Genomic DNA, 12,321 nt, shown 5'->3' on the forward strand with positions numbered 1-12,321 from the left:
AGGGGGGTTATCAGTTGTTGGCAATACTGAGAATCCAAGTGCCAACGTAGCGCATCAAGGGAATATCACCGGGGGAACCAATGCGGGCATTGAAATAGTACATGCCGCCATTGTTGGGGTTGCGGACATTGTTGAGGATCACCTGTACGGGGGTTCCGGCCGGAATCACTTCCGCAGGCACAATGTCAATGACGCGATTATCGGGATCAACGGACACTTCAGCAAGTGGGATTTTCTGACCCAGGTCACGGCGAAACTGGAAGAAGCTGTTGCCGCGATTACCCCCGATGCGCACTTCAATGCCTTTAGGATCAATGATGCCGGTGTAATAGTCAGGATAGGTGATATTAATGCGGTTGATGGCCACTTTTTGCTGACCCAGACGCAGCCAATAGCGATCGCCCATAAAACCGGGGGTGCCGTTATCTAAGTGGTATTGCAACTGCTGTCGGCCACTGGGCGCGTCACCCCAGGTAAACGTAAAGCCCTGATTGGCTTGGGCACGCACAAGGGCAGGGGTCACAGGACCCAGACTACACCCCAACAGAATCAGAACCGGTAGGAAACGCTTCACCATAGACAACCCTATTACACGACACCACAGATACCTGACTTTCAGACGGGGAGGATTCGCTTCACGTTCCCCTACGGATCAGTCTGCTTAGTATCCTAACGGCAAAGAATCACCATGGCCAAGAAAAACTCAGCTTTATTGAGAGACTTTCCCTTAGTTGCTGGTTTGCTGCACCAATTGAGCAAAGAATCCGCCACGACTAGTGACACTGGAGGGAGCATCCTTATCAGCCATTTGCACGGCCACAATTTCTGAGGTGAGCACCGTTAACTTCTTGCCCACTTGGCGATCGCACGTCAGTTCGAGGACAGTTGGGGTACCACTGGCCATGGCCTGCTGAATTTGCTGATAGGCCGCCGTCGCTGCTGCACTTTCCTTGCGTTCAATACTGACGGGCATGGGGACATGACGCAGAACTAAATCAATTGTGTACATTATGTTCCTTCCTCCTCAGACTAAGGGGGTAATATTCAATGTAAAACGCTGTGGCCAGAAAATTATCGCTGACTCAACGTGCTTGTCCACTGCTGGTGCAGCGATCGCAATAGGGGCACATCCACATAGGTTGTCCAACCCACCTCACCACGCAGAACCTGAAAGGGATAGTCCGGTTCCCCTAGGCAATCCAAGACAAGTGCTGCATCACGAAAATCATGATCCTTGGTGTAGTCGGTAATCGTGATAATGGTCGCTAGGCGACTGGCGGTGGCGGCCTGAATTCCATTGGCCGAATCCTCAAAGGCAAGGCACTCTTGGGGTGAGAGACGCATCTTTTCAAGTGTGTAGAAGTAAATGTCGGGCGCAGGTTTCTTGGCTGGAACCACATCCCCAGCAGCGATTATCTCAAACCACCTGACGCCATCAGGAGCGAGCGTATTTTCAAGGAGTGCAGTAACATTGGCAGGGGTGGTCGTGGTGGCGATCGCCAAACGTAATCCTGCTTCACGGGCTTCAGTGAGGAGCCGTTTCACCCCCGGCCGCAGGGGAATAGCCCCTTCCGCCAATAGCTCGGTATAATAGCGGGTCTTGGCCTTGTGTAAATCGGCAATCAGAGCATCCAAATTTTGGGGACGTGGCCAATCGGAACGAAAGCACTCAAGGTAATACCTTATCCGCTCCTTGCCCCCAGCCACCGCCAGGAGTTGACCATAGAGGGAAACATCCCATTCCCAATCTAGACCAGCGGCGGCAAAGGCCTTGTTGAAGGCTACACGATGGCCATCCCGCTCCGTATCTGCTAAGGTGCCATCAACATCAAAGATCAGGGCTTTAAGGTGTGCCATAGCAAGCGGTATTGCTCCCTGCTGGGGAAACCTAAACATTAGGAAAACATTAATTGAATGACTGTAATTTTACTAGCCGTACTCCCATTGCCTGACGATTGGCTATTGGTTCACGAAATTGCCATGTTTCCTCAGGGCCAAGACCATAAACCCGTACCGCCACGGTCCCAACTTGCTGACCGCGTTGATCAAAGAGTTCAAAGTCCCCCTGAACTAGGCGAAAATAGTCTTTACTGTAGTTTTTAAGAACCCCGACAATAAACGGTGTACCACCCTCAATGTGCCACTTAAAGTCCGTCATCACTACCCCTTTTTGACCAAGGGAACCCTCGATCAACTGCTGCAGCCGTTGCTGTTGCTGCCACTGACCAAGGTGATAGCTAAAGATCACCAGTAAACTAACAAAGCCAGCAGCGATCGCCACCACCCACGGGGCAGAGGAAGCATACACAGGGGCAGCTAGGGCTGGGTTGAGAGGGCGCAGATCAATAACCTCTTCCCAATCGGGTTTAGGCGAACCCTGTATGCGGCCAATAATTTTAATGCGGTCAATATCATCGAGGTGAAACTGTCCCAAGCGAGACTTGAGAAGATCCGCTAGGGCAGAATAATGGGCAACGGTGCCGGGGGGTTTGTTCAAAATAATGTTTAATTGGTTGCGAAACTGATTGACTTGCACAACAAGGGCGTGTTCTGAAAGCACCTCTTGAAGTGCTTCGCGAATTTCCTCAACTTGTAGTAGCCCCATGCCCGCAACCCCTACTTTGTGGCAACAGAATGACTGCTGGGAAACTTTTGCCTACCAATGGTCAAGCTACCCTTCTATGTGCCAGTGTACACAATGGGCCAGTGATACAGCTCTGTCAATTTACAGTGTTTTGCGGGAGCGGTGCGCAGGCCGACAGCGATCGCAATGGCCACAGTGGAATCCCCTTGCCTCAGTGGCAAAACCAAAGGCTTGGAGGAGAAACTGCCAGCGGCAGCCCCGCTGATAGAGGAACTCTTGCATCAACTGTTCTTGAGGGTCTTTGGGCGGGGGTGGCACCTGTGCCAAGGGTTGACGGCAATAGTGAAAGGGGTCTTGCCAGCGGAGTGCCCCCTGTTGATGCAGTAATGCCAGGGTCAATTCCACCTCAGGAAAGTGTTGCCGCAGTTGCTGAAGATTGCCCCGCAGGGGCAGCTGCGCCTGCAGTGCCATGGCGCGATTGTAAGTGTCTTGACTTTGGCGCTGAAAAAAATACCAACGCTGTTGATCTTCGCGATCCAAACCCCAGCGATCGCTCACCAAAACCAGTGCCTGTGCCGGCTGACCATCCCGCCCAGCCCGTCCCACCTCTTGGAGATATTCACTGAGTTGCAGGGGCGGCTGGTAGTGACAAATCCAACGCACATTGGGTTTATTGACTCCCATACCAAAGGCATTGGTACAGACCACAAAAGGCAGTTTGTCCTGCAACCAATCGCTCTCAATTTGGCGTCGCTGTACTGCCGGTAGTCCGCCATGGTAAGCGCTGCTGCGGTGTCCCTGCTCCTGAAGCCAAGTGGCAAGGGTTTCACAATCGTGGCGGGTGCGGGCATAGATCAATCCGCAGGTTCTCCCCTGCTGCTTGAGAAATTGCTGGAGACAATGGCGGCGATACCCCCGACTCCACACAGAACGTACGGCCAAATAGAGATTGGCCCGATAGGGGCTGTGAATGATCTGTACAGGCTGTTCTAGACCTAAAACCTCAATCAGGGTGCGTTGGGCATGGGGATCGGCAGTGGCGGTAAAGGCAGCGATCGCCAGGGGTGGCTGCTGAGGTTTACATTGGCGAAGGGCAGGGCGCACCGTTCCCAAGCGACGATAAGCGGGTCGAAAGCGATCGCCCCACTGCACAAGGCAATGGGCTTCATCCACAATCAAGCCATTGAGTTCCACTTCTGCTGAACAGAGGCGCTGCCAAAGAGGGCTAGAAAATAAGGACTCCGGCGAAAGATACAGCAAACGGTAGTCCCTTAGGTGCGAGAGAATCTGGCGGCGTTGGCTGCTGGGCAGTTCACTGTGATAGGCTGCGGCCGCAAGACCCCGTTGCCGCAATTCAGTGATCTGATTTTCCATGAGGGCAAGCAGCGGCGAAACCACCAGCGTCAATCCCCGTTGAAGCACTGCTGGCAACTGAAAACAGAGACTTTTGCCCGCTCCTGTGGGCAGCACAACTAGGGCGTCCCGTCGTTGCAAGAGTGCTATCATCACCTCTGCTTGGGGCGATCGCAACTCAGAATAGCCCCAGTATTGCTGTAGGGCAGCCTGTATCGGCTTCAAATCGGCCTCTGGCATTCCACTGGCCTAAACCCTGAGATCATTCAGCGCTGCAAAAAGCGGCACAGTCTTCTGGCGGCAGCAAGAGCAGTCAATTTAGAATCAATCTAGAATAATTTTAAGCAAAAAATCCTAGGATACCTAACACCCTTTAGACCTATCACTGTTGCCGAAGTGTAAAACGCTTATGGAGATGAACCTATGGGCATGAAATTTGTGCCGCTGGTATGCGTGGCAATGTTGGCAGCGGTGGTCGCTCCGGCAACTGCCCAAAGCCGCCGCCAACCCATTAATCCGCAACAATTCCCGGTTACTCAGCCCACCTTGCCCCAAGCCTTTGAACGCATTGATGACAGCCAAAGGTACTGGCAGGATGAATCCATCGCTGGCGATGCCGCTTTTACATTTGGTGCTCCTAGCTATCGCGATAACGACATCATCAAGCGGGCAGAGCGAATCAACTATGTTTCTAAGGATGGGTGGTATCAGCAAAGCAATCAACCTCCTGTCCGCACCCGTGATCTCGATAGCCCCTTCTGTACCTCGATGTACGGTACGCCCTTTCCCTGTAATTTGATGGTGGAGTCGCCGCTGCCACCCTCGCAGCCGCCCTTCTTTGCCCCCCCACCCCGCCCAAGAGCTATGCCAGCTCCGCCAGTACGCGCCCTGTATTGACAGTTTCTGGAAAGCGTTAACGATTGGGGGGCCCTGCCCCCTTTTTGGGCTTGTAAGGGGCGATCGCCAAGGAAAAACTGTAGCATCTCCTATGGAGTTCCGTTAAAATAGATTGCAGTGATTAAAAAAGCATTAATAAATATTTTCTCTTTCTTAAAAGTGTTCCCACTGAACCGTTAGCTAGCTTTTATTTGTCTGATTACTAGCAATCGCAGAACTTATCGTATATTTCTTTTTATCCTGTTGCCCGTTGAAGGGCTGGCTCCTCCCCTCTTGAATCCTGTTAAGCTCTCTCCCAAGAGAATCTATAAAACCCATCCCCTATTCAAGCTTCTATCAATTGTTCTCCTATTACACATACCTCACTGATCCATAGGTCCTCCCTAATTATGCTTCCCCTTCAAGAACGCCTCTCAATTTTTATCGATGGAAATAATATGTTCTATGCCCAGCAGAAAAACGGCTGGTTTTTCGATCCCCGTCGTGTTCTCGAATTCTTCACCCGTGATCCCAACATTGTATTGGTGAATGCCTTTTGGTATACCGGCCTCAAGGATATGCAAGATCAGCGTTCGTTTCGCGATGCGCTCATTAACCTTGGCTATACCGTGCGCACAAAGCTGTTGAAAGAATACTACGACGAAGCCCTTGGCAAGTACTACCAAAAAGCCAATTTAGACATTGAAATTGTGATTGATATGTTCAACACCGTTGGTCAGTACGATCGCGTAGTTCTCTTTAGCGGGGATGGTGATTTTGAGCGAGCGATCGAATTGCTGCGTTCCAAAAACACCCATATCACAGTTGTTTCCACCGAAGGGATGATTGCGCGGGAACTGCGCAACGCCACTGATCGCTACATTGATCTCAATGAAATTCGCCCGTTTATTGAAAAAATTGACCCGCAAAATTCACAAAATTCAAATTAAAAAGCGCACCCAGCATTGCCAGATGCGCAAATCCTAGCGTATTTTCTTAGGTGCCTAGAACAGGCCAAGGGTGAGGGACTTATCCAAGGGGAAAGCAGCACCAATACCCAGCCACAGCGTCACCAGTGTGCCAAAGAGGAAGACCGTCATCGCCACAGGACGACGGAAAGGATTTTGGAACTTGTTGACACTTTCAATAAAAGGAATCAGCATCAAGCCCAAGGGAATGGAGGCATTGATGAGCACACCTAACAGCTTGTTGGGTACCACCCGGAAAATCTGGAAGGTGGGATAGAGGTACCACTCCGGCAAAATTTCCAAGGGGGTGGCAAAGGGATCCGCCGGTTCACCCACCATAGCAGGATCCATCACCGCCAGACCGATCACCAGAGCGATCGTGCCCATAATCACCACAGGGAAGATATAGAGCAGGTCATTGGGCCAAGCAGGTTCGCCATAGTAGTTGTGGCCCATGCCTTTTTTCAGTTTTGCCCGCAGAGCCGGATTCGTTAAATCAGGCTTTTTCAAAACTTTTGCCATAAATCAATCGTTCTCCTAGAGGGTCAGCAAGGGGGAGATTACTTGGAGCATAACAAGGGGAACCGCCGAAAATAGCAGGCTCTGTTACATTTCTTGATGCTTGGCTTACAGGGGACCCGAAATGCCCTGCTTACGAATCATCAGGAAGTGCATCAGCATAAAGACGGCGATCGACCAAGGGAGCACAAAGGTGTGCAAACTATAGAAGCGAGTGAGGGTCGCTTGACCGACACTTTCACCCCCACGCATCAGTTCCACCAGTTGGTCACCCACCACGGGAATCGCTGCAGGGATACCGGAAACGATTTTGACCGCCCAATAGCCCACTTGGTCCCAAGGCAGGGAGTAGCCCGTGACACCAAAGCTGACGGTAATCACCGCCAAGACCACACCCGTCACCCAAGTGAGTTCGCGGGGTTTCTTGAAGCCGCCGGTAAGATAGACCCGAAAGACGTGCAAAATCATCATCAAGACCATCATGCTGGCGGACCACTTGTGAATGGAGCGGATCAACCAGCCAAAATTGACCTCATTCATGATGTACTGCACAGAAGCAAAGGCTTCAGCCACCGTAGGTTTGTAGTAAAACGTCATGGCAAAGCCTGTGGCAAATTGGATGAGAAAACAGGTGAGGGTAATGCCACCAAGACAGTAAAAAATGTTTACGTGGGGCGGCACATACTTGCTGGTGATATCGTCAGCGATCGCCTGAATTTCGAGGCGTTCCTCAAACCAGTCGTAAACTTTGTTCATAACAGTGATTAGTCCTGCGAAACCGCTGCTTTACTTTGAAAAATGTAACATAAGCCCTCTCAGACTTTCCACATTCAGTTACAGCCCTTTTCCCAGGGGTAGAACACCCTGAAAACTGTGAAAACCTAGAGATTGGCCTCCCCTTGATGTATCCCCCTTCATAGAAAAGGGATGCCCAGGCGCTTTCAGGTTGATTGGTGCCACCTACCGTCCGATAATAAAGTCTCAACAGCTTCAGGACGCCTTGGAGCTGTATCCTCTACTACCTGCAGCATAACGACCGCTTGGGAGGCTTTGAGATGAATCTGTTGAAGAAACTGTTTGGTGCTATCTTTGGCCTATTTGGGGCGATCGCCAAGCTCTTTGGCTTGGGCAAAAAGGGCGAATTTTACATTGAATTAGATGACAACAGGGCTGCCCCTGCTGCACCGCCAACCCCTACGAAAGCGACAGAACCTGCCCCGACCTCTGAATCTGCTGCTGCACCTCAACCCGCTCAAGCCGTTGCCGCAGCACCCACCCCCGTTGCCACAGCTCCAGCAGAACCCACACCGACCCCTGTTCCTTACACCCGTTTTACCCGTCGTCGTCCGGGAGCCAATATGGCTGCATTCTTGAACATGGCGCGGCAAGTTCGTCCCTCGACCTAGGAAAACTCATTCACAGAGCATTCGATGCAAAGGGGCTGTTTGATGTCGGAATGCCCCTTTTTTTGTCCAAGGCATCGTCTCCGCGCATTGCAATATCTCCCTAGTTGCAGTAGGATTCTGGCAAATTGTGAGAATCACAGCTATGGGTCAACAGCCGTCAAGCGGATGGGCAGCCGCCAAAATTGTTGCAGGGTTACTCCTCCTCTTTACCGTTGGTGCCTGCGAGGCGGATACTACTACCACCGCTCCAACAGCAGAAGGGCTACGCATTGGTTCATTATTGCCCTCAACCGGTGACTTAGCCTCCGTGGGAACCCCCATTGCCGAGGTGGTACCCCTGCTGGTGGAAACGGTGAATGCCTGTGGTGGTGTTAATGGCCAGTCCGTCACGCTCATTGCTGCCGATGATCAATCTAATCCCGCCTCTGGAGCAGAAGCGATGACGAAGTTGGTCGAGATTGACCGAGTTGCAGGGGTGGTTGGCTCCTTTGGCAGCAGTGTCTCGAACGCCGCAGCCGATATTGCCACCCGCGGTCAGGTGATGTTGATTTCTCCGGGCAGTACTAGTACACTGCTCACAGAACGGGCCAAGAAAGGGGACTTTAACGGCTATTGGGCACGCACTGCTCCCCCTGATAACTACCAAGCCCAAGCCCTCGCTCAACTGGCCAAACAGCAAGGCTATCAAAGGGTTTCTACAGTTGTCATCAACAACGACTATGGCCGCAGCTTTGAGCAGGAATTTACCCGTGCCTTCAAAGCCCTAGGGGGCACAGTGATCAATGAAGACCGCCCAACCCGTTATGATGAGCGGGCAACCACCTTCACAACAGAGGCCGCTGCTGCCTTTGGCGGCAAACCTGATGCGGTGGTGGCGATTCTGTATCCGGAAACTGGCAGCTTGCTCCTAAAATCTGCTTTTGAGCAAGGCCTGACTCAAAATGTGGCTATTCTCCTCACTGATGGTGTGAAGTCTGAAAGTTTTCCAGAGCAAGTGGGACGCACCCCCGATGGCAAATATATTATTGCCGGCGCCAAGGGCACCGTTCCGGGTGCCGATGGTAAAGCTCTGGCTAAACTCCAAAAACTCTGGAAAACAAAAAAAGGTGGTGATCTCCCTGCTTTTGGCGCTCAGGCTTGGGATGCCGCTGCGCTTCTTGTATTGGCTGCACAGGCCTCCGGACAAAATACCGGTGAAGGAATTCGCAACAAATTGCGCGATGTGGCCAATCCACCGGGGGAAGAAGTGGATGATGTGTGTGCCGGGCTAGCTTTACTGCGGGAAGGCAAAGAAATTAACTATCAAGGCGCCAGTGGCAATGTGGATATTGATGAAAATGGGGATGTTGTGGGAGTTTATGACATTTGGGAGGTCACCGATGACGGTAAATTAAAGGTAATTGGTCAAGTCAATCCCCAAAAACCCTAGGCATGGCAAGCACGTTTTCCTTTGATATTGTGAGTGATTTTGACTGGCAGGAGCTGGTCAATGCGGTGGATCAGACTGAGCGAGAGATCAAGGCCCGCTATGACCTTAAGGATACCCAGACTACCCTTGAACTGACAAAAGAGGGACTGACGATTCACACCGATAGTGAGTTTACCCTCAATTCAGTGCAAACGATTCTGCAGCAGAAGGCAGCGAAGCGGCAGTTGTCTCTGAAAATTTTTGACTATGGGCCTGTGGAGCCAGCGGGGGGCCAACGGGTCAAACAGTTGATTAAGTTGCGGCGTGGTATCCATTCAGAGCTAGCCAAGGAAATTAGCAAGCTCATCCGCAATGAATTTAAGAAAGTGCAGGCCTCCATCCAAGGGGATGTGGTGCGGGTCAGTGCCAAGTCAAAGGATGACCTACAAGCGGTGATCCAACGCCTGAAAACGGAAGATTATCCTGTGCCATTACAATTTACAAATTACCGCTAGTGGTTGAAGGGGCATGTTGGGGTCTGTATCGCTGGGAACTTTGGGGTTAATTGTTGGTGCACTGCTGACAGGGGTGGGGGTGGTGGCCTATGCTGCGGGGAATGCCACCTTGAATCTGGCTGGCTTTTTCTATGGTGTGCCCCTACTGTTGGGAGGATTGGCCCTAAAGGCGGCAGAACTCAAGCCGGTGCCCTATCGTGAAGCCCCAACCCCGGAGGCGATCGCGGGCCGTAGCCAAGCAACACCTACCCAAACCCAAATCCGTAGGGATGTCACTCGCTATCGTTATGGTCAAGAAGCCCACCTCGATAGCACATTGGCTAGTTTAGGCCTGAGTCCTTCGAATGCGGAGCGTCCTGTCTTGGTAGCGATCGCCGAGACGCTAACCGATGGTGCCTATACATTAATCTTGGAATTTGACTCCCCGGCGGTCCCCTTTGAGGTGTGGCAATCGAAGCAAGCCAAGATGCAGACCTTCTTTGGCCCCAATATTCGGGTAACCATTACCAATGAGGGCAATGACCGTGTGGCAGTGGCCCTGATTCGCCAGTAAGGCCGTGGTCAATCCTGTTCCAGTTGACTAAGATTACTGGTAAATAGTTTTGCCCTGAATTCAGATGTTACGATAGCATCATCATTGCGGCACCCTAATCTAAAGAGCAAGACTTTTTACAAGAAGTCTCCCGCTGAAGCGCATTTTTGGAAACGGCGATTACGGCTATGGGTAAAATCATTGGCATCGACCTGGGAACCACAAATAGTTGTGTGGCAGTCTTAGAAGGGGGGAATCCCGTCGTGATCCCCAGTGCAGAGGGTGGGCGCACCACCCCCAGTATTGTTGCCTTTGGCAAGTCGGGCGAACGGCTGGTGGGTCAACTGGCTAAGCGGCAAGCCGTCACCAATGCCGAAAACACCATTTTTAGTATCAAGCGGTTTATTGGTCGTCGCTGGGAGGAAACCGCCGAGGAACGTGCCCGTGTCCCTTATACCTGTGTGCCGGGCCGCGATGGCATGGTGGATGTGCAGATTCGCGATCGCACCTATACCCCCCAAGAAATTTCCGCCATGATTCTGCAAAAGCTGAAGCAGGACGCGGAAGCCTATCTAGGGGAAGCCGTGACCCAGGCCGTAATTACTGTGCCAGCCTACTTTAGTGATGCGCAGCGCCAAGCGACTAAAGATGCGGGGGCGATCGCCGGCCTTGAGGTGCTGCGAATTATCAACGAACCCACCGCCGCCTCCTTGGCCTACGGCATTGACAAGCAGGATCAAGATCAAACCATTCTGGTTTTTGACTTGGGCGGTGGCACCTTTGATGTCTCGATTCTACAACTGGGGGATGGGGTCTTTGAGGTGCGCTCCACAGCTGGCAACAATCACCTCGGGGGCGACAACTTTGACGAATGTATTCTTGATTGGCTCCTGGCCTGCTTCAGGGAGCAGGAGGGAATCGATCTCTCCAAAGACAAAATGGCACTGCAACGCCTCCGCGAAGCTGCCGAAAAAGCAAAAGTGGAGCTATCGGGCACCCTGAGCACTTCCATTAACCTGCCCTTCATTACTGCTGATGAAACGGGGCCTAAGCACCTTGAAATAGAACTTACCCGCAGTAAATTTGAGGAACTCTGCGCCCACTTGGTACAGGCAACCCTTGAACCCATGGAGCAGGCGATCGCCGATGCCGGCCTTACAGTTAAAGACATTGACCGCGTATTACTCGTCGGTGGTTCTACCCGTATTCCCGCTATTCAGGAGTTGGTGAAGCAATTCTGTGGCAAAAATCCCGATCGCTCTGTTAATCCCGATGAAGCAGTTGCCATAGGTGCAGCCATTCAAGGGGGGATTCTTGGCAAAGAAACGACCGTTAAAGATCTCCTGCTGCTGGATGTCACGCCCCTCTCTTTGGGGCTGGAAACCCTAGGCGGTGTCTTTACAAAAATTATCGAACGTAACACTACCCTCCCCACAAGCAAAACTCAAACCTTTTCCACCGCTAGCGATGGCCAAACTGTAGTTGAAATTGCCGTCTACCAAGGGGAGCGCCCCATTGCTAAGGACAATAAACAACTGGCCTGCTTTGAACTCACGGGGATTGCCCCCGCCCCTCGGGGAGTGCCGCAAATTGATGTTACGTTTGATATTGATGCCAACGGTATCCTGAGTGTGTCGGCCGTTGATCGCGCCACGGGCCGCCAGCAAAGTGTGCGCATCACCAATCGCGGTGGCCTCAGCAGCATGGAAATCGAGCGCATGCGCCAAGAAGCACAAATTTATGCCCAAGCAGACCAACTCAAGAAAGAGATTGCCGAACTGCGCAACCAAGCTGATGCCCTGCTCTACAGCTATGAATCAACAATCAAAAACCATGGCATTACCCTGACCCCAGATCTGCGGGCACGCATTGAGCCAGTGGTTCAGAGTATGCAGGCCGCAATGGTGGATGACAACATTACCCCCGATGAAATTCGCAAGCGCATGGAAGCCCTGCAGCAGGCCTTGGTGACCTTGGGGAGCGTGGTATATCAACAGACAGCAGGCGGTTCAATGATGACCTCAATCCCAACAATGGGGGGAGCTACGATGAGTTCCCAAGCGACTCAAGTTTTAGATAGCGAGGCCACAATAATCAGCGATAATGAAGAAACAGTTGTTTCAGATTATGAAGCGGTTGATTAATTTAGGTAACGGTGGC

General features: G+C 51.9%; 14 protein-coding genes. 7 read left to right on the plus strand and 7 right to left on the minus strand.

The genetic code is table 11. The features are described from left to right. Positions 1-10: 10 nt before the first annotated feature. The 5 genes from IGQ16_RS06935 to IGQ16_RS06955 form a co-directional block, all read right to left on the minus strand. The gene (locus IGQ16_RS06935) at positions 11-577 is read right to left on the minus strand and encodes a DUF2808 domain-containing protein (protein WP_297060732.1); all 567 of its coding nucleotides are present in this window, start codon (positions 575-577) and stop codon (positions 11-13) included. A 150-nt stretch (positions 578-727) separates the two neighbouring features. Then, positions 728-1,009 carry a hypothetical protein gene (locus IGQ16_RS06940; RefSeq protein WP_024125722.1) on the minus strand — a complete coding sequence of 94 codons (282 nt, stop codon included), beginning with the start codon at positions 1,007-1,009 and terminating at the stop codon, positions 728-730. Positions 1,010-1,071: 62 nt separating this feature from the next. Further along, positions 1,072-1,857, minus strand: a complete 786-nt coding sequence (locus IGQ16_RS06945; protein WP_041429271.1) for an HAD family hydrolase — start codon at positions 1,855-1,857, stop codon at positions 1,072-1,074. Positions 1,858-1,906: 49 nt separating this feature from the next. Beyond that, positions 1,907-2,605 carry an FxLYD domain-containing protein gene (locus IGQ16_RS06950; protein ID WP_024125720.1) on the minus strand — a complete coding sequence of 233 codons (699 nt, stop codon included), beginning with the start codon at positions 2,603-2,605 and terminating at the stop codon, positions 1,907-1,909. Positions 2,606-2,725: 120 nt separating this feature from the next. Beyond that, positions 2,726-4,162 carry a RecQ family ATP-dependent DNA helicase gene (locus IGQ16_RS06955; protein ID WP_365970646.1) on the minus strand — a complete coding sequence of 479 codons (1,437 nt, stop codon included), beginning with the start codon at positions 4,160-4,162 and terminating at the stop codon, positions 2,726-2,728. Between the two features lie 198 nt (positions 4,163-4,360). Between IGQ16_RS06955 and IGQ16_RS06960 the strand changes: the two genes are divergently transcribed. Together IGQ16_RS06960 and IGQ16_RS06965 are read left to right on the plus strand one after the other, a co-directional pair. Further along, complete coding sequence (locus tag IGQ16_RS06960; RefSeq protein WP_024125718.1) at positions 4,361-4,834, plus strand: hypothetical protein; 474 nt, start codon at positions 4,361-4,363, stop codon at positions 4,832-4,834. Between the two features lie 389 nt (positions 4,835-5,223). Next, the gene (locus IGQ16_RS06965) at positions 5,224-5,763 is read left to right on the plus strand and encodes an NYN domain-containing protein (protein WP_041429269.1); all 540 of its coding nucleotides are present in this window, start codon (positions 5,224-5,226) and stop codon (positions 5,761-5,763) included. A 54-nt stretch (positions 5,764-5,817) separates the two neighbouring features. Here the strand turns inward: IGQ16_RS06965 and petD are convergent, their stop codons facing one another. Next, positions 5,818-6,303 (minus strand): cytochrome b6-f complex subunit IV, encoded by a 486-nt coding sequence (gene petD, locus IGQ16_RS06970; RefSeq protein WP_024125716.1) that lies wholly within the window; start codon positions 6,301-6,303, stop codon positions 5,818-5,820. Between the two features lie 105 nt (positions 6,304-6,408). Further along, complete coding sequence (gene petB, locus IGQ16_RS06975; protein WP_011056639.1) at positions 6,409-7,056, minus strand: cytochrome b6; 648 nt, start codon at positions 7,054-7,056, stop codon at positions 6,409-6,411. Positions 7,057-7,355: 299 nt separating this feature from the next. Between petB and IGQ16_RS06980 the strand changes: the two genes are divergently transcribed. The 5 genes from IGQ16_RS06980 (at position 7,356) to dnaK (ending at position 12,305) form a co-directional block, all read left to right on the plus strand. Further along, entirely contained in the window at positions 7,356-7,706 is a 351-nt protein-coding gene (locus IGQ16_RS06980) for a hypothetical protein (RefSeq protein WP_297060734.1), read from the plus strand. A gap of 142 nt (positions 7,707-7,848) precedes the next feature. Next, positions 7,849-9,135 carry an ABC transporter substrate-binding protein gene (locus IGQ16_RS06985; protein WP_297060736.1) on the plus strand — a complete coding sequence of 429 codons (1,287 nt, stop codon included), beginning with the start codon at positions 7,849-7,851 and terminating at the stop codon, positions 9,133-9,135. 2 nt (positions 9,136-9,137) lie between these two features. After that, on the plus strand, positions 9,138-9,629 hold the full coding sequence (locus IGQ16_RS06990) for a YajQ family cyclic di-GMP-binding protein (protein ID WP_024125714.1): 492 nt from the start codon (positions 9,138-9,140) through the stop codon (positions 9,627-9,629). Between the two features lie 13 nt (positions 9,630-9,642). After that, the gene (locus IGQ16_RS06995; RefSeq protein ID WP_024125713.1) at positions 9,643-10,182 is read left to right on the plus strand and encodes a DUF2854 domain-containing protein; all 540 of its coding nucleotides are present in this window, start codon (positions 9,643-9,645) and stop codon (positions 10,180-10,182) included. A 167-nt stretch (positions 10,183-10,349) separates the two neighbouring features. After that, positions 10,350-12,305, plus strand: a complete 1,956-nt coding sequence (gene dnaK, locus IGQ16_RS07000; protein ID WP_297060810.1) for a molecular chaperone DnaK — start codon at positions 10,350-10,352, stop codon at positions 12,303-12,305. Positions 12,306-12,321 lie beyond the last annotated feature (16 nt).

This window comes from Thermosynechococcus sp. M3746_W2019_013, assembly GCF_015296045.1.
Classification (GTDB): Bacteria; Cyanobacteriota; Cyanobacteriia; order Thermosynechococcales; family Thermosynechococcaceae; genus Thermosynechococcus.

Coding starts and splice junctions, on each gene's coding strand:
- IGQ16_RS06935 (WP_297060732.1), bottom strand. CDS start 577: ATGGTGAAGCGTTTCCTACCGGTTCTGATTCTGTTGGGGTGTAGTCTG.
- IGQ16_RS06940 (WP_024125722.1), bottom strand. CDS start 1,009: ATGTACACAATTGATTTAGTTCTGCGTCATGTCCCCATGCCCGTCAGT.
- IGQ16_RS06945 (WP_041429271.1), bottom strand. CDS start 1,857: ATGGCACACCTTAAAGCCCTGATCTTTGATGTTGATGGCACCTTAGCA.
- IGQ16_RS06950 (WP_024125720.1), bottom strand. CDS start 2,605: ATGGGGCTACTACAAGTTGAGGAAATTCGCGAAGCACTTCAAGAGGTG.
- IGQ16_RS06960 (WP_024125718.1), top strand. CDS start 4,361: ATGGGCATGAAATTTGTGCCGCTGGTATGCGTGGCAATGTTGGCAGCG.
- IGQ16_RS06965 (WP_041429269.1), top strand. CDS start 5,224: ATGCTTCCCCTTCAAGAACGCCTCTCAATTTTTATCGATGGAAATAAT.
- petD (WP_024125716.1), bottom strand. CDS start 6,303: ATGGCAAAAGTTTTGAAAAAGCCTGATTTAACGAATCCGGCTCTGCGG.
- petB (WP_011056639.1), bottom strand. CDS start 7,056: ATGAACAAAGTTTACGACTGGTTTGAGGAACGCCTCGAAATTCAGGCG.
- IGQ16_RS06980 (WP_297060734.1), top strand. CDS start 7,356: ATGAATCTGTTGAAGAAACTGTTTGGTGCTATCTTTGGCCTATTTGGG.
- IGQ16_RS06985 (WP_297060736.1), top strand. CDS start 7,849: ATGGGTCAACAGCCGTCAAGCGGATGGGCAGCCGCCAAAATTGTTGCA.
- IGQ16_RS06990 (WP_024125714.1), top strand. CDS start 9,138: ATGGCAAGCACGTTTTCCTTTGATATTGTGAGTGATTTTGACTGGCAG.
- IGQ16_RS06995 (WP_024125713.1), top strand. CDS start 9,643: ATGTTGGGGTCTGTATCGCTGGGAACTTTGGGGTTAATTGTTGGTGCA.
- dnaK (WP_297060810.1), top strand. CDS start 10,350: ATGGGTAAAATCATTGGCATCGACCTGGGAACCACAAATAGTTGTGTG.